The organism is Exiguobacterium sp. s39 (genome assembly GCF_018618925.1).
GTDB lineage: Bacteria > Bacillota > Bacilli > Exiguobacteriales > Exiguobacteriaceae > Exiguobacterium_A > Exiguobacterium_A abrahamii.
Map to the genome: position 1 here is coordinate 699,775 of NZ_JACSNA010000001.1, position 25,878 is coordinate 725,652.

General features: G+C 41.6%; 25 protein-coding genes and 2 pseudogenes. 18 read left to right on the plus strand and 9 right to left on the minus strand.

Features of this window, described 5'->3' with window-relative positions; all coding sequences use genetic code 11:
* Positions 1-15: 15 nt before the first annotated feature.
* The 7 genes from araA to KNQ11_RS03640 are packed head-to-tail and all read left to right on the plus strand — an operon-like array spanning position 16 to position 7,381.
* Positions 16-1,503: an L-arabinose isomerase gene (gene araA, locus KNQ11_RS03610; protein WP_214769659.1), complete on the plus strand. Its 1,488-nt coding sequence runs from the start codon at positions 16-18 to the stop codon at positions 1,501-1,503.
* A 43-nt stretch (positions 1,504-1,546) separates the two neighbouring features.
* Positions 1,547-3,073 (plus strand): alpha-N-arabinofuranosidase, encoded by a 1,527-nt coding sequence (locus KNQ11_RS03615; protein WP_214769662.1) that lies wholly within the window; start codon positions 1,547-1,549, stop codon positions 3,071-3,073.
* 1 nt (position 3,074) lies between these two features.
* A complete protein-coding gene (locus KNQ11_RS03620; protein ID WP_158513336.1) occupies positions 3,075-3,314 on the plus strand; it encodes a DUF6171 family protein in 240 nt (79 codons plus the stop codon).
* 17 nt (positions 3,315-3,331) lie between these two features.
* Positions 3,332-4,330, plus strand: a complete 999-nt coding sequence (locus tag KNQ11_RS03625) for an aldose epimerase family protein (RefSeq protein ID WP_214769663.1) — start codon at positions 3,332-3,334, stop codon at positions 4,328-4,330.
* Entirely contained in the window at positions 4,327-5,496 is a 1,170-nt protein-coding gene (locus KNQ11_RS03630; RefSeq protein WP_214769666.1) for a sn-glycerol-1-phosphate dehydrogenase, read from the plus strand. Before KNQ11_RS03625 ends, KNQ11_RS03630 begins: the two co-directional genes overlap by 4 nt.
* Complete coding sequence (locus KNQ11_RS03635) at positions 5,493-6,440, plus strand: glycoside hydrolase family 43 protein (RefSeq protein WP_214769668.1); 948 nt, start codon at positions 5,493-5,495, stop codon at positions 6,438-6,440. Before KNQ11_RS03630 ends, KNQ11_RS03635 begins: the two co-directional genes overlap by 4 nt.
* On the plus strand, positions 6,437-7,381 hold the full coding sequence (locus KNQ11_RS03640) for a glycoside hydrolase family 43 protein (protein ID WP_214769672.1): 945 nt from the start codon (positions 6,437-6,439) through the stop codon (positions 7,379-7,381). Before KNQ11_RS03635 ends, KNQ11_RS03640 begins: the two co-directional genes overlap by 4 nt.
* A 152-nt stretch (positions 7,382-7,533) precedes the next feature.
* On the opposite strand, the pseudogene KNQ11_RS16720 reads toward KNQ11_RS03640, so the two are convergent.
* Positions 7,534-7,668: pseudogene (locus tag KNQ11_RS16720) on the minus strand (methyl-accepting chemotaxis protein); the annotation flags it as partial.
* A gap of 87 nt (positions 7,669-7,755) precedes the next feature.
* On the opposite strand from KNQ11_RS16720, the gene KNQ11_RS03650 reads away from it, so the two are divergent.
* The 5 genes from KNQ11_RS03650 to KNQ11_RS03670 all read left to right on the plus strand — a co-directional run bounded on the left by KNQ11_RS03650 (position 7,756) and on the right by KNQ11_RS03670 (position 13,773).
* A complete protein-coding gene (locus KNQ11_RS03650; protein ID WP_035408297.1) occupies positions 7,756-7,941 on the plus strand; it encodes a hypothetical protein in 186 nt (61 codons plus the stop codon).
* A gap of 790 nt (positions 7,942-8,731) precedes the next feature.
* Entirely contained in the window at positions 8,732-10,402 is a 1,671-nt protein-coding gene (locus KNQ11_RS03655; protein WP_251139622.1) for a DUF6044 family protein, read from the plus strand.
* A 24-nt stretch (positions 10,403-10,426) separates the two neighbouring features.
* Positions 10,427-11,383, plus strand: a complete 957-nt coding sequence (locus KNQ11_RS03660; protein WP_231496861.1) for a glycosyltransferase family 2 protein — start codon at positions 10,427-10,429, stop codon at positions 11,381-11,383.
* Positions 11,383-11,757 (plus strand): GtrA family protein, encoded by a 375-nt coding sequence (locus KNQ11_RS03665; RefSeq protein WP_047396116.1) that lies wholly within the window; start codon positions 11,383-11,385, stop codon positions 11,755-11,757. The genes KNQ11_RS03660 and KNQ11_RS03665 overlap by 1 nt, the downstream gene beginning before the upstream one ends.
* 780 nt (positions 11,758-12,537) lie before the next feature.
* Positions 12,538-13,773: an MDR family MFS transporter gene (locus KNQ11_RS03670; protein ID WP_214769678.1), complete on the plus strand. Its 1,236-nt coding sequence runs from the start codon at positions 12,538-12,540 to the stop codon at positions 13,771-13,773.
* Positions 13,774-13,989: 216 nt separating this feature from the next.
* On the opposite strand, the pseudogene KNQ11_RS03675 reads toward KNQ11_RS03670, so the two are convergent.
* The 3 genes and pseudogenes from KNQ11_RS03675 to KNQ11_RS03685 form a co-directional block, all read right to left on the minus strand.
* A pseudogene (locus tag KNQ11_RS03675) lies at positions 13,990-14,148 on the minus strand (ATP-binding protein); the annotation flags it as partial.
* Positions 14,149-14,302: 154 nt separating this feature from the next.
* Positions 14,303-15,346: a Fic family protein gene (locus KNQ11_RS03680; RefSeq protein ID WP_251139623.1), complete on the minus strand. Its 1,044-nt coding sequence runs from the start codon at positions 15,344-15,346 to the stop codon at positions 14,303-14,305.
* A 283-nt stretch (positions 15,347-15,629) separates the two neighbouring features.
* Positions 15,630-16,469 carry a helix-turn-helix transcriptional regulator gene (locus KNQ11_RS03685; protein ID WP_214769681.1) on the minus strand — a complete coding sequence of 280 codons (840 nt, stop codon included), beginning with the start codon at positions 16,467-16,469 and terminating at the stop codon, positions 15,630-15,632.
* 118 nt (positions 16,470-16,587) lie between these two features.
* On the opposite strand from KNQ11_RS03685, the gene fabF reads away from it, so the two are divergent.
* A complete protein-coding gene (gene fabF / locus KNQ11_RS03690) occupies positions 16,588-17,826 on the plus strand; it encodes a beta-ketoacyl-ACP synthase II (RefSeq protein WP_214769684.1) in 1,239 nt (412 codons plus the stop codon).
* Positions 17,827-18,047: 221 nt separating this feature from the next.
* On the opposite strand, the gene KNQ11_RS03695 is transcribed toward fabF, so the two are convergent.
* On the minus strand, positions 18,048-18,923 hold the full coding sequence (locus KNQ11_RS03695; protein ID WP_214769687.1) for a LysR family transcriptional regulator: 876 nt from the start codon (positions 18,921-18,923) through the stop codon (positions 18,048-18,050).
* Between the two features lie 148 nt (positions 18,924-19,071).
* On the opposite strand from KNQ11_RS03695, the gene KNQ11_RS03700 reads away from it, so the two are divergent.
* The gene (locus tag KNQ11_RS03700; RefSeq protein ID WP_251139624.1) at positions 19,072-20,202 is read left to right on the plus strand and encodes an NADH-dependent flavin oxidoreductase; all 1,131 of its coding nucleotides are present in this window, start codon (positions 19,072-19,074) and stop codon (positions 20,200-20,202) included.
* Positions 20,203-20,837: 635 nt separating this feature from the next.
* Here KNQ11_RS03700 and KNQ11_RS16960 read toward each other — a convergent pair.
* The 4 genes from KNQ11_RS16960 to KNQ11_RS03720 all read right to left on the minus strand — a co-directional run bounded on the left by KNQ11_RS16960 (position 20,838) and on the right by KNQ11_RS03720 (position 23,736).
* The gene (locus tag KNQ11_RS16960; protein WP_149428128.1) at positions 20,838-20,930 is read right to left on the minus strand and encodes a hypothetical protein; all 93 of its coding nucleotides are present in this window, start codon (positions 20,928-20,930) and stop codon (positions 20,838-20,840) included.
* 174 nt (positions 20,931-21,104) lie between these two features.
* The gene (relB, locus tag KNQ11_RS03710) at positions 21,105-21,329 is read right to left on the minus strand and encodes a type II toxin-antitoxin system RelB family antitoxin (RefSeq protein WP_214769690.1); all 225 of its coding nucleotides are present in this window, start codon (positions 21,327-21,329) and stop codon (positions 21,105-21,107) included.
* Between the two features lie 499 nt (positions 21,330-21,828).
* Complete coding sequence (locus KNQ11_RS03715) at positions 21,829-22,488, minus strand: DUF2268 domain-containing putative Zn-dependent protease (RefSeq protein ID WP_251139625.1); 660 nt, start codon at positions 22,486-22,488, stop codon at positions 21,829-21,831.
* Between the two features lie 534 nt (positions 22,489-23,022).
* Positions 23,023-23,736, minus strand: a complete 714-nt coding sequence (locus KNQ11_RS03720; RefSeq protein WP_214771929.1) for a hypothetical protein — start codon at positions 23,734-23,736, stop codon at positions 23,023-23,025.
* Here KNQ11_RS03720 and KNQ11_RS03725 point away from each other — a divergent pair.
* The 4 genes from KNQ11_RS03725 (at position 23,735) to KNQ11_RS03740 (ending at position 25,831) form a co-directional block, all read left to right on the plus strand.
* Positions 23,735-23,983: a hypothetical protein gene (locus KNQ11_RS03725; protein ID WP_058265361.1), complete on the plus strand. Its 249-nt coding sequence runs from the start codon at positions 23,735-23,737 to the stop codon at positions 23,981-23,983. The two genes, KNQ11_RS03720 and KNQ11_RS03725, sit on opposite strands and share 2 nt — an antisense overlap.
* A 250-nt stretch (positions 23,984-24,233) precedes the next feature.
* A complete protein-coding gene (locus tag KNQ11_RS03730) occupies positions 24,234-24,491 on the plus strand; it encodes a hypothetical protein (RefSeq protein ID WP_214769693.1) in 258 nt (85 codons plus the stop codon).
* Positions 24,492-24,534: 43 nt separating this feature from the next.
* Positions 24,535-25,179, plus strand: coding sequence for a hypothetical protein (locus KNQ11_RS03735; RefSeq protein ID WP_214769696.1), 645 nt, complete (start codon positions 24,535-24,537; stop codon positions 25,177-25,179).
* The gene (locus KNQ11_RS03740; protein ID WP_214769699.1) at positions 25,151-25,831 is read left to right on the plus strand and encodes a hypothetical protein; all 681 of its coding nucleotides are present in this window, start codon (positions 25,151-25,153) and stop codon (positions 25,829-25,831) included. The genes KNQ11_RS03735 and KNQ11_RS03740 overlap by 29 nt, the downstream gene beginning before the upstream one ends.
* Positions 25,832-25,878 lie beyond the last annotated feature (47 nt).

The window sequence follows — 25,878 nt, forward strand, 5'->3', positions numbered from 1 at the left end:
TGAGGGGGATTTTAAATGTTGACAGCAAACACACACGAATTTTGGTTCGTGACAGGAAGCCAGATGCTCTACGGTGAGGAGGTAATTCGTCAAGTCGAAACACATTCAAAAGAGATGGTCTCAGGATTAGATGCAGCGGACGTCTTCCGGGATCGAATTGTTTACAAGGGAGTCGTCAAAAATGCAGAAGAAATTCGGCAGATGATGTTGCAGGCGAATGCTGATGATGCCTGTGCCGGTGTGATCACATGGATGCATACCTTCTCACCATCGAAAATGTGGATTAGTGGGATGCGTGTGTTACAAAAACCATTGCTCCATTTTGGGACACAGTTCAATCGTGACATCCCGTGGGATGCGATCGATATGGATTTCATGAACCTCAATCAGTCGGCGCATGGTGATCGTGAACATGGTTTTATCACAAGCCGAATGAACGTGAAGCGAAAAGTGCTCGTCGGTCATTGGGAAGATGAACTCACACGTCAAAAGATGTCATCTTGGATGAATGTAGCACATGCGTTAGCGGAAAGTAAGAACTTAAAAGTCGCGCGATTCGGTGACAACATGCGGAATGTAGCAGTGACAGAAGGTGACAAAGTCGAAGCTCAGATTCAACTGGGCTGGACGGTTGATGGGTATGGTGTCGGCGATCTCGTCACCTACATGAATGCGGTATCGGAGTCAGATTTAGATGACTTGATGGAAGAATATCGCACGCGGTATGAAGTGACGAATACTGGAATGGAAGAAGAAGCATTCCAGGAATCGGTTCGCTATCAAGGTCGCATCGAACTCGGCATGAAGGCTTTTCTTGAAGCTGGTGGATACACTGCCTTCACGACAACCTTCGAAGACCTACATGGCATCAAGCAATTACCTGGGCTAGCCGTTCAACGATTGATGGAGCAAGGGTACGGGTTTGCTGGAGAAGGAGACTGGAAAACCGCAGCGCTTGTTCGTCTTATGAAAATCATGGCGAGCAACGAACGGACATCTTTCATGGAAGATTATACTTATCACTTTGAACCAGGCAACGAAATGGTTTTAGGGGCGCATATGCTCGAAATCTGTCCGACCATTGCGGTCGATAAGCCTAGAATCGAGGTACATCCTCTCGGAATCGGAGATCGTGAAGCGCCAGCGCGGATGGTATTCGAAGGGCAGAATGGCAAGGCATTGAACGCTAGTTTGATTGATTTAGGACATCGCTTCCGTCTCTTGGTAAACACAGTCGAGGGCATCCAACCGGATGAAGCAATGCCGAATCTTCCTGTGGCACGTGTTCTATGGAAAACAGAACCATCGATGGCTCAAGCTGTCGAAAACTGGATCCAAGCCGGGGGAGCGCACCATACTTGTTATTCCTATGAAGTGACAACTGAACAACTACGCGACTTCGCAGAACTTCTGAACATTGAAATTGCTATCATCGATAAAGAAACGGAGACGGTTCGATTTAATAACGAGTTACGTTGGAATGAACTGTACTATCGACCATAATTTATAGGGACCTTCCTAGGTCCCTTTTCTTGGAGGAGATACTATGAATAACCAACTCGTCACATCAACACTAAATACAAAAGAAGCTGCAACACAACTAATCGTCAATGTGGATTTACCAAAAGGTAAAATCAGTAAGCATATCTATGGGCACTTTGCGGAACACCTTGGACGTTGTATTTATGAAGGGCTTTGGGTTGGTCCAGAATCATCCATACCGAATACAGATGGCATTCGGAACGATGTATTGACAGCATTGAAGAAATTGAACATTCCGGTTTTACGATGGCCGGGTGGATGCTTTGCAGACGAGTATCATTGGAAAGATGGTATTGGACCAAATGAAAACCGAAAGCGGATGGTCAATACACATTGGGGTGGCGTCGTCGAAAACAATCATTTCGGAACCCATGAATTTATGCGCCTTTGTGAATTACTAGAGTGTGAGCCTTATATTTGTGGAAACGTCGGAAGTGGGACCGTCCAAGAAATGTCTGAATGGGTCGAATATATGACGTTCAATGGAGAATCACCGATGGCGAACTGGCGTCAGGAGAATGGCCGTACAGAGCCGTGGTCGCTTACGTATTTCGGTGTTGGTAACGAGAACTGGGGTTGCGGTGGGAATATGCGTCCGGAGTATTACGCCGATCTATATCGTCGCTATCAGACATATGTCCGCAATTATGATGGCAATCAACTCTATAAGATTGCTGGTGGTGCAAACATTGATGATTACAAATGGACTGAAGTTCTCATGCGTGAAGCGGGTACGATGATGGATGGTCTTAGTCTGCACTATTATACGATTCCGGGCGATTTTTGGTTAGGTAAGGGATCAGCGTTAGATTTTACGAAAGATGAATGGTTCATCACCCTAAAACGTGCTTATTACATGGATGAACTGATCACAAAGCATGGGCAAATCATGGACCAGTATGATCCAGAAAAGCGCGTCGGTCTCATTGTTGATGAATGGGGAACGTGGTTCGACGTTGAACCAGGAACAAACCCAGGCTTCTTGTATCAACAAAACTCAATCAGAGATGCACTTGTCGCAGCGATTCACTTCAATATCTTCCATAAGCATAATGACCGCGTTCACATGGCGAACATCGCACAAATGGTCAATGTGCTTCAAGCAATGATCTTAACGGAGGGTGACCAGTTCATTCTTACGCCAACGTACCATGTCTTTGAGATGTATCGCGTTCACCAAGATGCTGAACGAGTCGAGCTAGCAGCCATCACGCGTGACTATGTAGCTAAAGAAGAATCGATTCCTTCTGTAAACGCGACAGCTTCTCGCGATGCTGATGGTGTATTGCACATTAGCCTCTGCCAGCTTGATCATCAAAACAGCGATAAAGTAGAAATTGATTTGCGGGGAATGGGGACGATTTCTAAGGTATCGGCACGTATTTTAACAGCAGATCATCTCAATGCCCATAACACGTTTGAACAACCAGATGTGGTTGCGCCGCGTGATCATGAGGTCCAGGTGACAGAAGACGGAAAGCTCATCATGGATGTTCCGGCGATGAGCGTCATCACAGTGGCGGTTCGCTAAGATGAAAGTCGTCGAGACAAGACGGTGTCGTACTTGTCCACCGACAAAAGTAGACACTGATTGGTTATTAACCATCGACGCGGAAGTCATGCCACAAGTCACGGACGCTGAGTATCAGGAACGTCTTCGTCAATGTGCAGTCTGTCCGTTTTATCAGGACGATACCTGTTTGAAGTGCGGGTGCTATGTCTCTTACCGGGCACGCCTTGCAACAAAGCATTGCCCGGTGAAGGTTTGGTGAAAAAGGAGCGACTTGAGATGGAGCGACAAGAAGTAGTAAATCAGACGGCGTTTACGCTCGAGAACGATATGTGTCGTTTACGCATTTTGACATATGGAGCAACCCTGCAAGAGTTTTCGATTCAAGATGAGGGATGGAAAAATCTCATTTTGTCATACGATACGGTTGAAGAATACAAGACAGACACGTATTACTTGGGAGCGACTGTCGGACGTGTCGCTGGTCGAATCGAGGACGGGACATTCGATATGGACGGTGCAACGTACCATCTGCCTCAAAACGAAGGGAAGCATCATCTTCACGGGGGAGACGGTCTCCACTGTCAATTCTGGAAAATGGAAGACGTATCCAATACTCATCTCGTTCTTCGGTATGTAAGTCCTGATGGTGAGCATGGCTATAAAGGTACACTCGATGTCAGAGCATCGTTTGAATTGTTAGCTGACGGTGTCAAAATTACGTATGAGGCAATCAGTGACACGGATACGGTATGCGATATGACAAATCATACGTACTTTAATCTAAGTGGTGGAAGTCGTGATATTTTAGGACATGAATTGACGTTACCGGCTAATCAATTTGCTGAGCTGCGAGATGATTTGATTCCTACAGGACGCCTATTGGATGTCGATCAGACCCCGTTCGACTTCCAATCAGGACGAATGCTAGGAGATGGTCCAGCTTCAAGCCATCCACAAAATCAACTCGTCAATGGTTATGATCATCCATTTTTATTCGACGACCAACGAAAAGCGACGCTGTACGATCCTGAAAGTAAGCGTTCCTTGATGTTGTCTACGACTGCACCAGCTCTTGTGCTCTATTCAGGAAACCAGATGAATGAAGAAACAATCTTACGTGAGGGACGCTCTCGAAAATATTATGGTGTTTGTCTCGAGCCGCAACATCTTCCGGACGCCGTTCATCACAGTAATTTTCCATCCATTCGATTATTAGCAAGAGAGACGTATCACTGGGAAACGGAATATCGCGTTGGGAAAGGAGTCAGTCGATGAACCTCGAACAGATACAAAAGCAGGTTGCTACTTGTTCGTGTGGAAATCTACATTACCCCATTACGATTGAACAAATCAGTGCCTCTGAAAAAGTATGGCAATCAGTGGTCGAGTTTGTGCAGCAAAAACAGTGGCGGCACCTCCTCGTCATTGGTGATGTCAATACGCAGATGGTCGGTTATTCTCCTTTGAAGAAAGCGTTAATGACAGTAGGAATTGACGTATCAATAGTCACGCTCTCGCCGAACAAGCAAGGGGATGTCTTAGCTGATGAACTATCAGTTGTACAAGTAATGCTCGAGCTGGACGATAGTGTGGATGCGTTGATTGCACTCGGAGCAGGGACGATTCATGATGTGACGCGGTTTTGTGCTGCGAAAGCAAAAATCCCATTTCTGTCTGTTCCGACCGCTCCTTCAGTGGACGGGTTTACTTCGAAAGGAGCTCCCTTAATTATAAGAGGGAAAAAAATCACCTATCAGCTCGTCTCACCAATTGCCGTATTCATCCCAAGTGACATTATCCGTGATGCACCTCGTGCGTTAATAGCAGCAGGTGTCGGGGACATGCTTGGGAAGTACACTTCCTTACTGGATTGGCGTTTTGGTGCTCTTGATGGACAAGAACCCTTTTGCCCTGTAGTTGCTCGATTGACAGAAATTGCTTTATCCGATTGTGTAAAAGCTCTACCAGATATCTATGCAGAAAAAGCGGAAGGTTTGGATCAACTGATGGATTCATTGATCTTATCAGGAATTGCGATGTTGATTTTTGGGCATTCACATCCTGCATCTGGTGGAGAACACCACCTCTCTCATTATTGGGAGATGGATTTCTTAACGCATGACCGTCCAGCCGTCTTACACGGTACAAAAGTAGCGATTGCGACGATGGAACTTATCGATACTTATAGAGCGATGATCCAAGAACAACCTGATGTACCAAAGGAGCTAGGTGATTGGGTCACTCAAATGCCAACAAGGCAGAAGTTGGAGTCCATTTTTAATTCGTTACAAGCACCTCTTCAGCCAGAGGAAATCGGTATTTCAACCCTTCTCCTAGCGAGTAGCAAGAGAGAAGCATATCGTCTTCGAGAGAGACACACGTTGTTAAAACAGATGAGCTTACAGACGACCCACTTTGAAACTGAGGAGCGTTCATTATGACAGAGACAATCGTAAATCCAATCGTAGAACAACGCGCGGATCCATGGATCATGCGGCATACAGATGGCTATTACTACTTTACGGCGTCCTTACCTGACTTTAGCGGTATTCCGCTGCGTCGTGCTCAGACGATCGGAGAGTTGACTAAAGCAGAAGAGAAAGTCGTATGGCAGAAGCGTTCGACCGGAATCATGAGCGCTAACATTTGGGCACCAGAATTACATCACATTCAAGGGAAATGGTACCTTTATTTCGCGGCGGCACGTGAAGATGCTATTTTTGATCATCGCATGTACGTTCTCGAAAATAGTTCAGCCAATCCGCTGGAAGGTCAATGGACGGAAAAAGGACAAATCGAGACATGGCAAGAATCATTCGCCCTCGATGCGACAACGTTCGAGCATGAAAACCGGTTATATTACATCTGGGCTCAGAAAGATCCAAAAATTGAAGGAAACTCGAATCTCTATATTTCTGAAATGGAGAATCCTTGGACATTGACAGGACCGCAAACGATGATTGCGACACCGGAATATGCTTGGGAAAAAGTCGGCTTTCTTGTAAACGAAGGACCTGCTGTCTTAAAGCGAAATGGCTATATATATGTCACGTTTTCAGCAAGCGCGACGGATCATAATTATTGTGTAGGTTTTCTTCGTATCAATGAAAAAGAGGATGTGTTAGATGCTACTCATTGGGAAAAATACCCGCAACCCGTTCTTACGACGAATGAGTCAATCCGTGAATACGGACCAGGTCATAACAGTTTCACGACACTCGCAGATGGGACCGATATGATTGTTTATCATGCACGGAACTATAGAGAAATCGAAGGGGATCCATTATGGGATCCGAATCGTCATACGTATGTACGACCATTTTCTTGGCAGGGAGATGTGCCTGTTTTTGAAAACAGGATGGTCAACGAGGAGGTCACACGATGAACCAGACAGAGGATCGAAATCTTGTTTTAGAGCAACGGGCAGATCCATGGATGTATCTGCATTCTGACGGTTATTATTATTTTACAGCGTCTGTTCCTGAATACGATCGAATCGAATTGCGTCGTGCTAGATCTCTCCATGAACTAAGGGATGCAGAAGCGGTGACAGCATGGATTAAACCAGAAACTGGCCCTATGAGTGATCTGATTTGGGCACCCGAATTACATCGTATTCATGGGAAATGGTATCTTTATTTTGCGGCTGCGAAGTCACGCGAGATTGTAAACGGACTCTTTGATCATCGGATGTTCGTTTTAGAGAATAGTTCGGATAATCCTCTAGAAGGCGAATGGTTAGAACGCGGACAAATAAAAACGCAGTGGGATTCATTTGCTCTTGACGCGACCGTCTTCGAACATCAAGACGTTCATTACTTAGTGTGGGCACAAAAAGATCCTTCCATTGAAGGAAACTCGAACTTATATATTGCAACTTTAAAGAATCCATGGACCATTCAAAAGCCACAAGTCATGTTGACGAAGCCAGAGCTTGATTGGGAGACAAAGGGTTTTCTGGTGAACGAAGGACCGGCAGTCCTGAAGCGTCATGGACAAATCTTCATTACGTATTCCGCTAGTGCAACGGATGAGAATTATTGCATGGGTATGTTGAGTGCCTCAGAAGACGCAGACCTATTGAATCCGGATGCTTGGGAAAAATCATCGTCACCCGTATTTGCGACGAATGAAGAGGTTGGTCAATATGGACCAGGGCACAATAGCTTTACAGTAGATGAACAGGGACAAGATGTCATTGTATATCATGCACGGACCTACACTGAAATCGAGGGTGATCCTCTGTACGATCCGAATCGCCATACACGGGCACAGATCTTTACGTGGGGCATGGATAAAAAACCAAACTTTGATAAGCCAATCTGATTGCGAACAGAATCAACTTTTTTTATAAGAAAACGTAATTAATCTTGTACAGTTGATAATTTTTTGTTTAATAAACTTGAGGTCACAAAAAGCATCTCTTATGTAGATTTACTCTACAGAAGGGATGCTTTATCGCAAAAAGACGTTACTCTTCAATCTGGATTTTCACCTTCGTTTTCAGCGACATGCATAGAGGGATTCTTGACATCAGAGGCGACAATGGAAAATCCTTTTTCTTGCTCAGCAGCTCGTGCTGGTTCGATCGCTACATTCAAGGCAGGTAGATTGGTTTGTTCAGAATATCATGAATGATAAAATAAGATTGAATTAGATGTAAATTACTTTATAGACAATATTTATTGGGGGTACTTTAAATGGAAAATAAAATTTGCTCATCATGCGGAAGTACTAATTTTCAAGAGGCAACAGATTATATTCCACTAAAGCCATCTAAAGGGTCATTTCATAGTGCTCAAAAAGTATTTTCGTTTTGTATGGATTGCGGTATCGTAGATGCGATTCGTATTGAGAACACAGAAATCTTTCAAAATAAAGAGTAAATATTCAATCTACAAAAAGAGCGTCCGATATGGATGCTTTTTTATAGAGAAAAAATGTAGTCGATCATGAAAAATAATTAGTTTTGTAAATAAGGAGTAATGTAGTGCCTATCTTTTTCTTAAATGGCACTGTAAATGCATATCTAACCAATGCAACCAGTCAGATGCACTTAACCAGCCAAGTTCATCATAATAAATCTTTTTTGAAGCATCTATAGTTTGAATATGCATTTTAACGCACTCCATTTGAGTAATTAATTATTTTGTGCTTTTTAGGAGAATAGCGTAATCCAGGTTACTTTCTAGTTCGATATTAAAATCATTTTTAAATTTACACGTACCTATGGAACTTCGTCATATAAAAAACAAAGTCTCCAAATCTTGTTCTCCTTTTCGAAGGCTGATGAAGTAAATTTAAGAACCCAAAAGCATCGTATCTTTTCTTAACAGAAATGGTACGATGCTTCTTTGTAGTTCCTCTATAGAATTAAAAAATCTATAGTTAGTCATTCATAAAAGGGAAAAGTAGAAAAAGAAGAAGAAGTCTGGTCAAGATTGATTAATTCTTCTAATCTCCATTTAACTAATTTATTAATTGAATTAACTTTAATTCTGAAAAGTAAATTTAATAAATGTCACCTATCCTATTGTGATATAAGGTATCATTGGAAATAGTTTCTTAGGGAGTATATACCATAAAGAAAGTTATAAGAGGAAAAGAACAGGCAATTGATTTCTTGAAACTACTAACAAAAGAATTAAATCTTAAAGTAGATGAAGGAGAGGTATGATGAGAGAAAAAACTCGCATATTAATAGGGCTGCTACTAGCTTGCCTCTATATTTTACCGATGGTCTTACTGGGGGAACATGCACATGTCCGTATTCATGATAATCTAGACTCAAACATCACGTGGTATAAAACATTGGTCGATACCAATAGTATTTACGCAAGCCTTCATGCAAATGTTCCTGACTTATTGAATGGGGTCGTCTCGAGAAATGCTTTCGTCAGTGAGTTTACAGGTATCGTGTGGCTATATCAATGGTTCCCACCATTTACGGCATACGTGATCAGTCAAACGTTGGTCCGAATCTTTGCTTTCTTAGGAATGTACTTATTACTACGTGATTATGCGAAAGGGGTTATTCCTAAATCATATGCGCTGTGGGTAGCAGTTCTATTTTCTTGGACACCATTCTGGCCATCGGGCATGCTCAGCACGCTTGGGATGCCACTCTTATTGTGGGCTTATTGGAATATCTGGCATGGACGGAAAATAAAATCGAGTGCATTCGTATTGTTAGTGGTTCCGTTCTATTCGAGCTTCGTGCTAGGAATCGTTTTCTTTTTAGCAACGCTTGCCATTTACCATATGGTGAAGGAGATACGCGCACGTAGTTTTCATAGCCGTTTTTGGATCGCCTATGGCCTTCAGGTCCTTTTATACTTATTAATTGAATATCGACTGGTCTTCTCGATGCTGTGGGAAGAAGAGCCTACGAGTCGAAATGACTTCGAAACAGGGAATAACGGATTTTGGGCAAGTATTCGTTTATTTTTTAAGAATTTGGTGTTTGGTCATACACATGATCGCGCAGTACAATCGCCCATCATCCTCCTAACACTTCTGATTGTTGGATTTCTAGTATTTCGTCAAAAAGATCATGCAGCAAGACGAATTCGAACTTTGATGTGGTTTCTATTTGGACTATCGCTGTGGTATGCGTTTTGGTTTTATGAGGGGTGGAATCCGTTAAAGCAACATGTCTCTCTCATTAGAACTTTCAATTTCTCACGATTCCACTTCCTTCAACCGATGTTGTGGTATGCATTGTTTTACTTGATGCTCGACTGGCTATGGCGAACTGCCAAACGAAAATGGGTGACTTGTTTGCTCGTAGCCCAAACCCTTGTCTTGCTTGCATGGAATCCCGAGTTCCTCTATCGTCATCATCCATCCTATGAAGCGTTTTATGCGACTTCTCAGTTTTCTGACATTAAACGCTTTATCAACCAACCAACGAAAGACTATCAGGTCGCTTCTCTCGGATTGCACCCTGCGATCGCACAATACAATGGTATGCAAACCGTGGATGGTTATGTGAACTTTTATCCATTACGCTATAAAGCATCTTTCCGAAAGGTGATTGCTGGAGAATTGGATAAAAGTAAGCTATTACAACGTTATTTTGATACGTGGGGAAATCGAGTCTATGTGTTTTCATCTGAACTCGGTAAGGAATACGAGTACACAAAGGAGCATCAAGTACCGGTTCGACATTTATCTATCAATACAGCACAGTTGAAGCAAATCGGTGCGACATATCTTTTGTCTGCTGTACCAATCAAAAATGCTGCAGCCATTGGATTGCAGTACGAAAAAACGTTTGAAGATCAACATTCTGCTTGGAAGATTAGGTTATACCGTATCCAAGCTACTACAGAGAATACGAAGTAAGTTCATTTAAGGAGGAGTAATGGTATGACGATGACGACAATCCCTACGCTAGGCGTAATTATTCCGTGTTATAACGAGACGGAAGTATTACGCTTGACGGTCCATACGATGCACCGTTTCTTAACAGAGTGGCGAGAACGACACCTCATTTCTGAGGACTCCTTTGTCTTGTTCGTAGATGATGGAAGTCAGGATGATACCTGGTCCCAAATTGAAGATGTACACGCACAAGATGGTCGGTTTAGAGGATTAAAATTAGCACATAACGTAGGACATCAAAATGCTTTGTTCGCAGGTCTTGTCGAAGGACACACCGATGCGGATTGTGTTGTGTCAATGGATGCGGACCTTCAGGATGACGTAAAAGTGATTGAACAGTTTTTAAGTGAATTTGCGAAAGGGAATGATATCGTCTATGGGGTAAGAGAAGATCGTCAGACCGATAGCTGGTTTAAACGGTCGACTGCTCAAGGCTTTTATCGCTTCATCGACTGGTTGGGTGTAGAGACTATCTTCAATCATGCAGACTATCGTCTCATGAGCAAACGAGCTGTCGAAACACTTTGTGCACATCCGGAACGCAATCTCTTTTTGCGGGGGATGGTACCTTCGCTTGGTTTTCAAACAGCAGAAGTGACCTATACACGTCAATCACGTCCAGCAGGCGAATCAAAATATCCATTACGAAAGATGATGGCACTCGCATGGGATGGGGTGACCTCGTTTAGTGTTCGTCCGATTAAGTTGTTATTTTTAGTCTCACTATTCATGCTCATCGTCTCGATCGGTTTTGTCGGATATGCTCTTTATCGTAGATATGAAGGAGAAGCGATGGATGGGTGGACGTCTTTAATGATGTCGATCTGGTTCATCGGCGGGCTTCAATTACTAGGTATTGGACTGATAGGAGAATACATCGGTAAAATATATCAGGAAGTCAAACGACGTCCTCGTTATGTCGTCGAGAAAAAACGAGAATGATGACCTTTCTTCGTTTCTTATTAGTAGGAGTTCTTAATACGCTGGTTGGTCTGACGCTGACACTGATTTGTTTTCATGTCTTGCATACTGGTTATTGGGGAGCGACGGCGATCGGGAATGCATGTGGTGTTTGGGTCAGCTATATGCTAAATCGTCGCTTCACCTTTCGTCAAGAGGCTGGAGGATGGCCCTATTGGATACGTTTTTTGATCGTCGTTTCGATTAGTTATCTCATCGCTTATCGTCTTAGTTTATGGGGAGTGCATTACGTATTGCCAAATCTACAAGAGACTGGAGCGATTCTGATCGGGATGATTATCTATACGGGGTTAAATTATCTAGGTCAGTCTTATTGGGTATTTCGCAAATCATGATGATAAAACAAGCTATCTATAGAGGTAGCTTGTTTTTTTTATCCTCTCAATTGCACTTGCAAAAGCACAGTAGCAAATCAAAAGACTGACAAATGAATTTTCAAATTATAGAAATCAACCACTCAGATTAGAGTGAGGAAAGTCATTTACAATTTGATAAGATGACGCATTCAACGTATGCATCACATAGTTATATGGGTGGATATGCTATTTCTCATGTAATCGACCATGCCTATTCCTTATTCATCGACTCCCTTCAGTCCACCACATTAAATGATCGTTGATGAACGAATCCCAAAAGAAGAATGAAAGTAAAGTATCCGTGAAATCTAATTTACAGACTTAAATTTATTACAAACGACATCAATAAATCGCAATTTCTTCTTGTAGTAAATAATTCTGTTAAAAATAAGAAATTTTTATTTTTTAGTTGGTCCGTTATTACTCCTTCTCGATAAAGTAAAAGTCTATGAACTTAAACGATAAGAAGCAGTTCCTGTCATGTAGAGACAGAAACTGCTTCTTATCAAACCATTATATCGTCGGTAATTCTAAAATTCTTAAGAGATAGAAAAAAGTAAGACAGAAAGATATGTCACTTCGTTTCAAAACAAACATACGTTCGTTTTACGTGACAATTTAAATAAAAGTGTCCTTACTTAATTTTCATAATATTAGTATAATCCATATCAAAATATAAGTCTATATCTTGATAACTATCTTCTCTATAGTAAAGCTACGAAAAGAAGACGCTATTCGTTAACTATGAGAGGAGTTATTATGAACAAAACTACATGGAATCCTAATGTGAAAGTCAGACTGATAGGAGAAGGTCTTTTCAATCTGCTATTTTGGATGTACTTTCCTTTTCTAACGGTCTATTTTGGTAAAGGACTAGGGTTACAGACTGCTGGATTAATAATGGCACTGCCCCCCTTAATAAGTATTGTCGGAAGTTTAACCGGAGGAAGCTTTGCGGATACGTTAGGGAGACGTCCTGTGATGCTGATCGGAACATTTTTGCAAATGACCATGTTTATTCTATTTGCTGTCTCTTCTTCTCCTTGGATTAATTATGTTGCCTTTATCGGAATTAATATAGGCGCAGCATTTTATCGTCCTGCTAGTTCAGCGATGATAGCGGACACAGTTCCAAAAGATGAATTGCGACAAGTGTATGCGACATTTATGACCGTGAACAATATTGGTGCCGTTTTAGGACCAATCATTGGAGCAGTCTTCTTTTTTCAACATCGTCAACTGTTATTGTGGACCTGTGCAATAGTTCTCTTTCTTTACTTCATAACGATCTATTTTATTGTTAGTGAAACCTTACCTGTCCAATCCAAGCAAAAAGATGTAACGACCCCACTTAAATATGCGTTTCAGTCTAAGTGGTCTGGCTATCGACTTATTCTCAAAGATCGTATTTTTCTGCTATACGTAATTGCGGGAACCTGTTCACTCTTCCCAGTGATGCAACTCGATCTCTACTTACCAGTTTACGTGATAGAGAATGTGCCTAAACAACCTCTCGTACCGCACTTGCTGGATTCTTTTCAGCTCACGAGCCAATCCATTTTTGGCTATCTGGTAGGCTTTAATGGTCTTTTGTTTGTCATCTTGATCCTTCCCGTAACGAATCGACTTAAAAATTGGTCAGAAAGACGTCTCTTCGTCGTTTCGACCTTACTTGCAGGAGGAGGTACATTTTTAGTCGGATGGAATAACAACATCTGGTTTTTGTTTGGTTGTACGATCATCTTCACGTTAGGTGAGATCATGCGTACACCAGTCACGCAGAGTTTCATCGGTCATTATGCTCCAGAGGAGGCAAGAGGTCAGTATCTAGCTGCTGATAGTCTTCAAAACACACTTGGTAAGACGCTAGCACCTCTCGCTATCTACGCATCAGGATGGATCGCCCCGCTTGGTATCTTCACTATCATTCTCCTTTTTGCTATCATTGGAGCTTGTTTATATCTGCAATTATTTAGACTGTATTCTCCCACTTGACAATCAGGTTGATAATACAAAGTGTACGATTACAAATAAAATATTAATTTAGGCTTTAGAATGATTTCACAAAAATAATAATTACTATGGATAATTAATATCAGATAAATGCTATCTAAAATATCTTAAATCAGCATGAACGAGATGATTTCAACATTTCGCGACAATGAGTTGTCGACGTCAAGTAGAAATTGACGTTTTCTGCTCGATTGATATTTACACTTCTGTTGAAAATAAATTCTTACGATTTCTCATGCGATGACTGTCGTCATCGCTATGAATCACTTCGACACGATGTAAGAGACGGTCTAATATTGCAGTTGTGATTCCTTGATCACCAATTAGTTCGCCCCATTGATCCGGACTTTTACTAGAGTTCTAAATAAATTGAGCAAAAGTGTAAAGCGTCATCGAGCAAAAACCGTCAACTAAATTCTAGCGGTTACATACGTGTAAGTGAATTGGTATTGGAATCTTCTCGCATGATAAGTTATTTATTCTTCACGGATGTTCTTGATACCATGTAGTGTTATTGTTTCGTCCATTTCGCACTCCGACCAAGACCGGATGGGGCAATGATCCCCTCGTCACGTAAGTCACGCAATACGCGATTGATTGTCGCCTCACTGATGTCGGGACAAGCCTTCCTTACGTCTGCTTTCGTGAACGGTGTGATTCGTCCTTCAACGAAACGACGAATCCGATTGTTCTTGTTCTGACTACGCGTCGTGACCAATCCGACGCGATCTTCAAGCTCCTTATAAGCAGCAAGAATCGTGCTCAGCAAGTAGTTGATCCATGGAAACGGATCTTGTTGATTTTGGTGCCAACGCACGGAAGAGAGACGGAGTGACTCATAATAATCTTCCTTCCGCGATTCGACGATCTTCTCGAGACTGATGTAGCGTCCGACCTCGAAGCCATACTGATAGAGCAGCAAGAGGGTCAACAATCGTGCCATTCGACCATTCCCGTCATTGAACGGATGAATGGATAGGAAATCGAGGACGAACAAGCTCGTCAGGATGAGCGGGTCGACGTCCTCTTGTTGCCGACGCTCTCGCAGGCTGTCGCATAACGCCTGCATCGCTGCCGGTGTCTCGAACGCAGGGACGGGGATGAAGCGAGTCCGGCGCGTGCCATCCGGGAACGTCTCACTAATCTCGTTGTCGACGTTCTTCCACCGCCCACCTTCGACGGGGACGAACTTATAGAGTTCCTTGTGGAGTTGCAACAGAATATTCGCATTGACCGGGATGTCCTCGGCTGAAGCGTTGATCAGGTTAAGTACGTCGCGGTAACCAGCAATCTCTGCTTCTGAACGGTCGGCAGGGTCGGCTGACTTTGACATGATGGTCTGAAGACGACTTTCCGTGACGATGATTCCTTCGATCGCATTCGAGGCTTTCGTCGACTGGATGACGGCGACATCGCGTAAGGTGTTAAGGATTTGAGGCGCTTGCTGTTTATAGAGATCCTGTTTGCCTTTATACTCATTGATCCGTCCAATCAAGCGGACGGTCTCCATCGGCAGGGCGAGCTCTTTGAGATAGGTATATGTATAGTCGCGCATTCGTCGAACTCCCTTCGCAAAATAGATCACTTTAGATTAAATATACTCATTTTTATATTATTTGACTATGTTTAAACTCATTATAATGTATTTAAAGTCGTTCAAACACATATAAACATAGTCAAATTATCATATTTAGACTATGTTTATTTATTTATGACCATGATTACTTGTCAATCCGAAAGTCGGACAATCCTGACTGATTTGAACGGAACAATCCTGACATGGAAAGCGTCTCATCGATTGCTTCCATATTTTTAGCAGTTTTTCACTTCATTTGAATTCATCGAACTAAAATCAATCGTTTCAGTTTTTCTTCTGTACCGGATTCCTCGACAGGTGTATAGATGCTACATCGCAAGTCGTCTTCTCCCTGCACTTGAAGAGAGGTCAGGTCGAATAGCATCTTGCCAACTTTTCCATGACGGAATTCAATCAGGATTTCCGGAGCCTTACTGACCTGACTCTCCATCCAGAGTGATTTGAATTCAGGATACGTATTACTCATCTCCTGTATGAAGGACGTATACCATTCATCACCAGAGTATTGACCGTAGTATGTACGGAAAATGGACAAGAATCCTTTGGCGAAGTGTTCCCAATTCCCGGCAAGTACTTTAAATTCTTTCTGTGAGAACAAGAGGCGAATGAGGTTACGTTGTGATTCTGGAATGGTCGCAAAATCTACGAACACATGGGCCGCTGCAGGATTCCAGCCGACGATATGGCAGTAACGATCCGTAATGATCGTCGGACACGTCGTCAAGGCAGAGAGAATTTTTTCGAGTGACGGACTGATAATCATAGGGGAAGCTTGAATTTTCATACTGACGACCTGCGTCCCTAATGCTAAATCGTTCAAATATTCGTGTTCATCCCTGTTCAGACATAACGCCTGGGCGATACAGTCTAAGACGCTTCTAGATACCTTAATATCTCTTCCTTGTTCTAACCAGGTGTACCATGTCGTACTGACTCCTGCTAATTGAGCAACTTCCTCTCTTCTCAAGCCAGGCGTTCTCCTTCTTGATCCAGGCGGTAGCCCCACTGATTCCGGTTTGAGCTGTGCTCTTTTCGTCTTCAAAAAATAGGATAGAGCTTCTAATCGATTCGAGTCGTCCATATACGTTCCTCCTGATTTCTCTCCATCCAAGTATCAATTATAATAGGATAAATGAACACTTGTAATAGGATATATGACACGTATGATTATCTCATACTATTACAAGGAGTGAAGAAAAATGGAGCGTGTAGTGATTACAGGAATGGGTGTCGTCTCACCAATCGGAAACGATGTGGAGTCCTTTTGGAATAATATGATTGCTGGAAATTCAGGCATCACGGAAATCGATACGTTTGATACGACTGATTTCAAAGTAAAGATTGCAGGGAGTGTAAAAAACTTTGATGCGGAAAAGGCGATTGGTAAAAAAGCCTCTCGTAACCTGGATCGCTTCGTCCAGTTCGCATTAGCGGCTGCTGATCAAGCCTGGAACGATTCTAAGCTAGGAGAATCTGATCTGGATCGGGAAAGACTTGCTGTATATGTGGGGTCAGGTGTAGGAGGGATTGAAACGTTAATTGACGGTGTTCATGCTTTACACCAAAAAGGTCCGAGAAGGGTCAGTCCAAGTCTTGTACCTTCCATGATGTCTAACGCAGCAGCCGCTCAGATTAGCATCAAGTGGCAAGCGATGGGACCTTCCATGTCACCTGTATCCGCTTGTGCAATCGGAAACACGGCTATTGGTGAAGCATATCGACTCATTCGAATGGGAGAGGCTGATGCTGCATTCGCTGGTGGAACAGAAGCGGGTATCACTGAATTGTCTATAGCAAGCTTCGGTAATGCGACGGCATTGTCTACACGAAACGAATCACCCGCTAAAGCGAGTCGTCCTTTTGACGCGACACGCGATGGTTTCGTGATGTCGGAGGGAGCAGGCATCTTGATACTAGAATCGTTATCGCACGCAAAGCAACGAGGTGCGTCCATCTATGCGGAAGTCGTCGGATACGGAGCAAGTTCCGATGCCTATCATATAGTAGCGACTCATCCAGAAGGTCAGGGAGCATACCTCGCTATGAAGCGGGCCGTTCAACAGGCAGGGATTGAGACGAATGACATCGATGTGATCAGTGCCCATGCGACGAGTACGATCGTCGGCGATCAGTCCGAGACACGTGCGATTAAAAAATTGTTTGCAGAACATGCGAACATACTCCCGGTGACGGCGAACAAATCAATGCTAGGTCACATGCTTGGTGCTGCCGGTGGAGCGGAAGCGATCGCCCTCGCGAAATGTTTACAGGAAGGAATCATTCCACCAACGATTAATCTTGAAGTCGATGATCCCATGTGTGACCTGGATTATGTAACAGAAGGGGCTCGCTCGATGGAGATGCAGTACGGATTATCTAATTCTTTCGGATTCGGTGGTCATAACGCAGCAATCGTCTTGAAAAAATATATGGATTAAGCATCAGATCTTGTTTTCGGACAAGAGAACTCAATGAGTAAATACTTTCTGAAAATGGATTGTATACATTTCGACGTCGAAATGTATACAATCCATTTTTTGTATCCAGTTCTTATTAAATGTTAGCGATTCGGGAACCTTCAGCATTACTGTATCGTCATTCATCCAACGATTCGTGACACGTTCTATCTTTTTTATCACAACGCGAGTCATCAGTTTAATCAGATTCCACAACTATCGAAATGCGCTTTCACGATCTTGACAAATTCTTTGGAAAGAGGCGTCATTTTGTCTGAGGACTTGACAATTAATCCGAGATGTCTCACTACAGGAGGATGTAAGGATAACAAATGAACATGAGTCTCTCGTTTAGAAACTGCAAGGTTTGGCATAATACTAATACCTAATTTTCCTTTCACCATAGACAGTACAGTTTCATTCTCCTTGCTACTATAAGAGGTATGTAATGAAAGACCAGCTTTACGACATTCATCCTCGATAAGGACTTCACATCCAGAACGTAACATGATGAATGATTCCTCTTTAAAATCAGCTATCGTAACAGTATCTTTTTCTATAAAAGGGTGTCCATCATATACGACAGCAGACAAAGGATCTTGTGTCAGTGCTATACTCTCGAAACCTTTAACTGGTAATGCTGTGAAACCGAAATCCACAGTACCTTCCTCCACCCACTTTTCAATATCATCGTAGCCACCCTCATATAACACCAATTCAACATTCTGGAACCGTTCTTTGAATATAGAAAACAGGATCGGTATAAATGCAGCAGTAAAGCTCGGAAAACTCCCAACAGCAATCTTTCCTAATTCTAATCCTTGTAAAGAAGAAACTTTTTGCTCTATATGAGCCATATTTGTCACAATATTACGTACGTGTGGAATAATGTATTCCCCTGCAGTAGTTAACGATGTACCACCTCGTCCTCGATTCAAAAGTGTTACTCCTAGTTCAGATTCCAGTGTTGTAATGTTATGACTTACTCCAGATTGTGTCAGTCCAATCTTTTGACCTGCTTTCGTAAAACTACTATTTTCTACTACGTTTAAAAGCACTTCTAGTTGAAATAAATTCAATGTACTTCACATCCTTTTCTACATTATACATGAGAGATGCAAATGATTAGAATGAAAAACATTCATTTTACTTATTTTATTTTTACAAATACACTAAAAACAGATAGATTAAATAAAAAAATAAAAGAATTGGAGAGTGGATGTATTGATGAATCAGAAGTATGAAAAGATCCTTTCACCTTATACGCTTTCAAATGGAGTAACTTTGGCGAATCGAGTCGTTGTTGCACCGATGACCACTTATTCAGGAAATATAGATGGAAGTGTCTCTTCCGAAGAATTGGACTATTATAGCAGAAGAGCACAAGGACCAGCTATGTTTATTACCGCGGCTGCAACCATATCATCACTCGGAACTAGTTTTCCTCGTCAAATGAAAGCATATGGGGAAAACAATGTACCAGGTCTTACGCAGTTGGCAAATAAAATAAAAGAAAAGGGAGCAAAAGCAATCCTTCAGCTTCATCATGGAGGAAGCGAAAGTCTCATCGGATACATAAGTGAAAGGCGAATGGTAAGCCCGAGTGGTATCGTGGCATGCCTTTACAAGGATTCAAGTGATGATTACGTTCCTCGTGCGTTAGAACACGAAGAAATCCTATCTACTATTCAGGATTTTGGACGAGCAACGGAGATGGCTATACGTACAGGGTTTGATGGTGTGGAAATTCATGGAGCCAATGGATATCTGATTCAACAATTTCTTTCGGGATATTCCAATCTTCGAACAGATATGTGGGGAGGAACATTAGAAAAACGGATGTCTTTCCCGTTAGCTGTTATTGAAGAAGTAAAAAGAGCCCGAAATCAATATGCGAACAAAAATTTTATTATTGGATATCGCTTCTCACCAGAAGAACCAGAAAAGGATGGTTTGAATATGGAGGAAACGATCGCTTTTGTAGATCAATTGTCTAATCAAGGCTTATCGTACTTACATCTTTCAGTCAAAAACGTTTGGTCCATGCCTCGAAGTGGTTCGAATCAAACAAAAACAAGAGCAGAGATTTTTCGTGATGTAATTGCAGATAGAACAAGTTTTCTGTCACTCGGTTCTATATACACACCAGATGATGCCTTGGACGTATTAGAACAAGGCATCCCTTTGTTCGGATTAGGAAGAGAGTTATTAATGGAGCCTGATTGGGTTTCAAAACTAAAAGCAGGAAGAGAAGGAGAAATTCACACGACCTTGTCACGCGATGATCAACAAATGCTCTCCATTCCGGATGAAATGTGGAAAAATATTCTTACGCGTGATGGATTGCCTATAAAATGATAATTATATGTTGAGTTTTTCTGAGTAAAGAGGGGGAAATGATCGCGAATACACTAATGCGGGGTTGTACATTTGGTGCTACCGATAGAGCGAAGGCGATTGGGCTTGCTAAGATTTTACAACAAAAAACTCATTTCACTAACGAATAGTCTGAAGTAATGTGTAGAATTAGCAGCAGGACAGCCACTCAGTGGAAACTTGTCGCATTGCAATAAGTTAAAAAATAAAAAAATAGGATTACGTGTTGTTTTTTAGAGAAGTCGATGGTAAAATCCAAATCATTTAACTTGTAGCGATCGTTAAACAGGATAAAGATGAAATTTATAAAATGGCTGAACAACGATTAGACGGATAATTAAGAAAAGGATCAACGCGCAGATACTTGAAGGTATCTATACGTTGATTCTTTTTGTCGTGTTTTTTGGCAAAGTGTGCACGCAGTTATTTTGTCTTTTTTACGTATGAAAGGACTATTAAAAATATATTGATAAAAGATGAGTTTATAGACGTCAACATTATAATTGATCCACTAGATTCAGTTTTGTGAAAGAATAATCATTACTGTATAAATAACGCTTGTTAAATAGACATAATCAAAAACTCATACGCTTACTTGTATATAAGCAATAAATGCTTTATTTATAAATATCACGACGATGCTCTATCTCAAGAATCAAGATCACGACTTTTCCATCTTGAATGTCAGCAATCAGACAATAGTCGCCGATGCGATACCGCCATTTACCTTAGTGATTCGATATGAGTCCTTTACCATGACGACACGGATTATCCGTTCCAACAAGGTTCTTCTTGATCCAGGACATGATAATCCGCGCCTTTTGGGGGATTCATCATCTTGAGAGACCTTTGAGCTCCGCGCTCAAATTCTACTGTATATGCTATCATTTTAAACCGAGTTCCTTCATCATGGCGTCGAAAGAGATCGCTTTTGATTTTTTACGGTGCACTGATATGGAATCATGATAGAGTTGTAAATCGATTTCGCCTTCGATGTGGTCGAGGACGGCATCGCGAACTAGTGTAGAAATCGTGATGTTCTTTGCCTTCGCATATTCCTTGATGAGTCGTGCATCCTCTTCATCCAGACGTACAGAAATGGTACTCATGATTATCAACTCCTTTGTTATACATTGAAATACAAATTAAGGTTTTAGTATATAGAATTGGTCGATAATCTTGAATAATGACTCCTTGAAGGCTGAAATTTGAATTGTAAATATTTTAGATGGGTACGATTAAATCTAAAAAAGTGGATGAAATTATGTTCAAATTGAAGTAAACATAGTCATTTGTCTTTGTTTTGACCATGTTTAGGGAGGCGATGATCATGATAAGTTCTTTCATTCTCCTCGTTTGCGAAAACAGGATATGCATTAGACGGCGCCGTGTATCTATTACAAGAAAACAAAAAGTGTTTAAAATTGAAGAAAGATCAAGATACAGATCTGTTTAAAGCAGCTGTACCTTGATTTGTTTTTGTTATATGTATTGGCTTATATCAAGATGTCATTGAGTTCGACAGAGAAAATTTCCGTACGATACGTAAACTGATATTGTTATTTCATCTGTCTGTTTTTTATGGAATGTATCAAAAATATAGTTCTCTCACTGAAGTAACTTTTGGTATTTATATCCTTTCAAAAGATCAGCTTCACCTTTAAAGGACCATTCCTCTATTTTAGAATCTGGATGTAATTTAAAATAATGATCGAGGATATCGTGTCCTAAATTGTAGTTACTCCAGCGGGGGATGTCTTTTTGAGGACTACCGCCTACAAGGTCCTCGTAAGTAGCTTCACCAGTTTGAATCAACTTTGCGACATGTTTGATTGTCGTATCATCCATGGGTTCATCCCACGGGGCCTTCACATTTTTTAAGACTCGATCAGCAAAAGCATCTGCTTTTCCCTCAACAATGACCGAATCGAGTAATTTATTCATCTGATATTCTGGTCTATCTTGAAGGATTAAATGATGATATTCATGGGCAACGGTATAGGCGAGAGCATCCTTATCGAAATCTTCCGCCAGATAGAGCACGACCGCATCTTTGTACGTTCCTGCTGCTACTCCACCCATCGGTTCGGTCATCGTCGTATATTCCGAGTTGATCGGTACGATGAAAATCGTACTCTTTTTCTTTGGAAGGACTTTATGCGCAGCAGTGTAGTTTTTTGTGATGATTTTTTTAATCTCGTCTTGTCGTTCTTCCAGAGCATCGATTCGATCAAGCAGTGCTTGCTGATAAGCAGTCGATTGCATCATGAAGAAACCTTTTAAAGAAGTAGTATCAAAATCTTCTTTTCACCCGTTTTATCGATATCGCTAAGGACATATTGTACGTAATTTTTTTTACTCATTTCAGTATCATTATCTTTGAGTGAAGCATTTAAGTATTTTTGATAGGGTGAATAAAGAGGTACGATATTTACTTCACCGTCATTGTTGATTTCAATGGACTCGGATTTGTATTTTTCGCTTTGCCTCTCTTCCGAGCATGCAGTTAAAACAAGTAATGGAACACATAACAAAGGTCCAAATATTCTTTTCAAAATATGATCATCCCTTCAACACATACATGAATAACCTGGAAGATTATTTAAAAAATAAATAATCACTAAAATAAAGATAGCATCCCTTCTCTTTACAGTCAAAATATGTAATTTTAGAATAAGAAATGCTGTTTATTTATTCCCTACACGTAATAATTGAAGAGACTAAAACTAGTACTAAGGATTAGTAATTAATTTCTTAAAATTAAAGAAACCCGCCATTATTTTCTTTAGCACAGTTTCACTTTTATTTTGTTGCCTCTGCTTCATACTTTTCTAAAAATTCACCAACAGAGACCTTTTCATTTACTTCACTCGTTGATTTACTCGAGGAAATGGTGTGGGACGGTCCTTTTAAATCATCTGGACTTGATTGGATTTCGAGCACTAATGTATCACCTAAACCCGTTTCAAGCCCACTTCCGAAGCTAAAAGTTCGTGTTACATAAGCTTCAGCATAATTTCGTTGATTTTCGGAGTACACTTTTACGTTAGAAATCTTATAACTAAATGAATGTAGCTGTTGTTTATCCACTTTTGTACTAGATAGAAAAATTAATACAGCCTCGTCGCGAGAAGATAATCTCGATTGATTGGTGTGTGCCAACGGCGTATTGTTTAAAAAATCCGCTTTTTGTTGTTCTAGGACTTTCGTGAAAAAAGTGAAGGCTTGCTCCTTTGAAATCGAGCTTTCAGATTTTTCCTGTGAAATATTAGAAGTTGCTATTGCGTTACTGATCAAAAAACCAGAAGATAGAAGTACACCTAAAGAGAGTGATAATAAAATAGTTTTCTTCAATATCAAAACCTCTTTCTGTTGTATGGATAATGTTACTATATAACAAAAAAAGCCAATAAAGGAAAGGTTGAAAAAGATGGGTAAATCGAATTCTAAGAAAAAGAACAGAAAGAAAATAGTCCTGATCTGTTTCGGAACGCTAGCCATCATCGTACTACTCATGCCGATCCTATCACCGGTTCTGTTTACGGATGCTTCGCCGAGAGGTGCTCTAAGACACGAACTTTATAAAGAAGGCTATTTCTATCAAAGTTACTTTGCAATCATTACGGAACAAGATCCACAAGCGGAGCGCTACCATATGTTTTGGTACCATTGGAAAAGTGAAACAGGCGGAACTCCTTTTGTCTGTTATTCGAAGAAGGTGAGTGAAGAAAAGTATGCGGTCTCTTGTGGTACAGGTCCATGACCCTATTTTTCGGAGAAAAATCTTACATAAGAAAAGTAGATACATCATGCGAAATAGGAGTGCAGACTGGTGCGATGGAAGCGTACATAGTGCTGCACTCCTTTTGTAAAAAAGAAGATATAAAAGAAAAAATCATACATAGAAAATTTTTCAATGAAACTTATTAAAGGAAAATATCGTAATTAATAGTTGTATAATAACTTCATGAAATAAACATATTCAAAGAATACATATGTCGGAGGAGACGTCGATGGTGGTACCGTTTCTTGGTCTTGGTGTCGGGATATTCTTGTTGACGTTAGGCATCTATTTTATCCGCTCAAAGCATGCGAAAAAGACACCGCTAGCGGGACATGGGGATAGCGTCGACACGGTGGATTCATTCGTACTCAGTATCATTCTGTCAATTGGCGTCATCTTATTTTGTTCGTTGACCGTCAGACATTATGGTTACGTCTGTGTCTTAGGTGGACTGTTCATACTATACGTGGTCTGCGCAGCATGGTGAGACCTATAAGAATGTAGAAGGTAAGATAAAGGGAGCACAAATCATGATTCAATTAGTAAAACAAATCGACGATCGTGTGTATCACATCGTCTTTCACCAAGAGGGGCGCACTTTATTCTGCCGGGAAGGTGTTGCCCGAAAAGAGCAAGCAGTCGATAGCGAGGACATGATGGAAAGGAATGAAGAGTCCGCAACGAAGCGGATCGTCTTCAAGAATTCGTTCCTCGCGTATCGGCAGAAAAAAACGTGGGTCCGTGAAAAATTAGACGATGGATACATCCGTTCACCTTTTGCTCTGTCTGAAGTGATGGATTTTCGAGCGGACCGACGAATCATAAAGTTGCGTATTTTAAGCGCTTTACTCGTTCTGTTGAGTGGATTACTGACGCTAACAGATATCTTGCCAATCCCAGGATACATAACACTCGTCGTTCTAATGATTTTCTGGCCGATGCATCTCGAAGGGAAATCTGCACGTACTCGCATGTATCGCTGGTCAGGAGCACTTTTCATGTTCGCGTTAGCGGGCTCATCAAAAAACTATCTATCACCAATCAATCTCTCGATTAACGGAACGGTCTGTCTCATTTCAGGGTTCATTCTCCTGTTGTACGCGACAGAACAATTACAGGAACTTGCGACGAAAGGAATCACATATCATGACGAATCAACAAACGAAGGTGATTGAACTCAAACGCGACAATGGTCAAACGACCGACTACTGGGTCAGTTACCGAATGGGGCGCACGCTGTATCAGGTATCCGTGCAAGAACAAGCGGATGGTCAAACGGATGAAGGGGAGGTCGTCAAAGAACGTTTTCCGTTCTATTTCGGGATGAAGACACGAATGCTTGAGTTAGCGGAAGCGAAAGTAGCCCTTGGTTTTCGACCATTGACCGAAGCGGAGAAAGCAGTGCCCGTCATCGAGGAAGAGGAAGCGCAGCTCGATCCTGCTTTCTTTAAGCCCGCTATTAGGTACGCTTGGTTGATGTTTGGTCTTGGTATCCTTCTTTTCCTTCTTCCTTCGCCGATCCTAAACGGACTCGCGTTCGGACTTGGCTTATACGTCTGGTATGAGACATTCGGGCAGCCAGGAATACCGCGCAGCTATCAACGGTATTTCCACGGGATGCTTGCGGGATTGACGATCTTACAGGTGCTATCAGCGTTAGAGTTCGAGCGCGTCGCTCAACCGTACTATGCGACGATTTGTGTGATTTCCGCGATCATACTAGTGTTGCTCGTCGTTCAGCACCGCTTGAAAGAGACCGATCAAATCGGTCAGGAGGAAAGTATTCGGTTTAGGAAAATGAAGGACTATTCTGATTTGGATCTTTAAAAAACTCATTCACTTAACTTTCGGAAGACTGGAAGAGTCTGTATTGC